Raw genomic sequence first — 1,339 nt, forward strand, 5'->3', positions numbered from 1 at the left:
GGTTGTGTGCGTCAAGTTCTGCAAAATGGGCGATCATGAAGCTGGTCATGCGGCTTGGCGTAGAGCGAGCTTCTTGTGCTCGCGCAGGTCGTCCATGTTGATGTATCGGTTGGCCTCCATCCAGTTTTCGTTGGTCTCGACGGCGAGCGCCCTAACGAGGCGCAGGCAGCTTTCGGCGTTTGGGAAGATGCGCACGACATAGGTGCGCCGGCGGATTTCCTCGTTGAGCCGTTCGAGCATATTGGTGGACTTTAGGTGCTTGTGATGCTGACGCGGCAGCCGGAAGAAAGTCAGCGTCTGTTCTATAGCTTCTTCCGCCCAGGTGGTCAGTCGCGGGTAGCGGGCGGACCATTTGGACAGCCATGCGGCGAGATCGGCCTTGGCCTCGGCGAGATCGCGCCGGTCGTAGAGCCAGCGCAGTTCCTGCAGGCAATCGTCGCCGTGCTTCCTGGGCAGGTGATCGAGCGCGTTCCTGAGGAAGTGGACGTAGCAGCGCTGCCATGCGGCTTCCGGGATCACCTCGCCGATCGCCGCGACCAGGCCGGCATGGTCGTCGGACACGGCCAGTTCGACGCCCTTGAGGCCGCGTCGTTTCAAGCCGACGAGGAAGTCCTTCCAGGCCGAGCGGCTCTCGCGATTGGCCATCTCCACGGCCAGGATCTGCCGGCGCCCGTCCCAGTCGATGCCGACCGCGATCAGCACCGCCTGGCTCATCACGATGCCGGCTTCGCGCACTTTCTCGTAGCGGGCATCGAGAATGAGGTAGGGGAATGGCTCCTGAAGCGGTCGTTCGGCAAACGCCTTCAGGCTCTCGTCCAAGCGCTTGTTGATGGCCGAGATCGACGAAGCCGAGAAGGCATGACCGCACAGCTCTTCCGTGATCGCCTTGACCTTCCGGGTCGACACGCCCTGCACATACATCTCCGCAAGCGTGGCCACCAAGGCCCGCTCGGAACGCTGGTAGCGCTCGAACAGCTCGGTGGAGAAACGACCGGCCCGGTCCTGCGGAACCCGCAGCTCAAGCTTGCCGACCCGGGTGACCAGGGTGCGGCCGTAGTAACCCGAGCGATACCCAAGGCGCTCGGGCGTGCGCTCGCTCTTCGAAGCACCCAGCGCCTCCTCCATCTCGGCCTCGAGAACCTCCTGCATTACTGCACGGATCACTTCGTGCAGCCCCTCCGGGTTCGAAAGCAGAATGTCTTTGACGGCAGCGCTGGTCGATTTACCTTCTGTCTTGGTCATGGTGGCGTTCCTTCGCGGGAATCGGTGACGTTGAACATCACCAGCCTGCCATGACCGCCCTCTCTCAGCGAATTTGCAGAACTCTCAGCACACTACC

The 1,339-nt window shown here is 62.4% G+C and carries 1 protein-coding gene; it reads right to left on the reverse strand.

The features are described from left to right. Positions 1-45 precede the first annotated feature (45 nt). Positions 46-1,242: an IS256 family transposase gene (locus tag NKJ00_RS32150; protein WP_352442705.1), complete on the reverse strand. Its 1,197-nt coding sequence runs from the start codon at positions 1,240-1,242 to the stop codon at positions 46-48. Between the last annotated feature and the right edge of the window lie 97 nt (positions 1,243-1,339).

Origin of the sequence: Mesorhizobium sp. M0227, from assembly GCF_040321855.1 — a bacterium.
GTDB lineage: Bacteria > Pseudomonadota > Alphaproteobacteria > Rhizobiales > Rhizobiaceae > Mesorhizobium.

Coding starts and splice junctions, on each gene's coding strand:
- NKJ00_RS32150 (WP_352442705.1), bottom strand. CDS start 1,242: ATGACCAAGACAGAAGGTAAATCGACCAGCGCTGCCGTCAAAGACATT.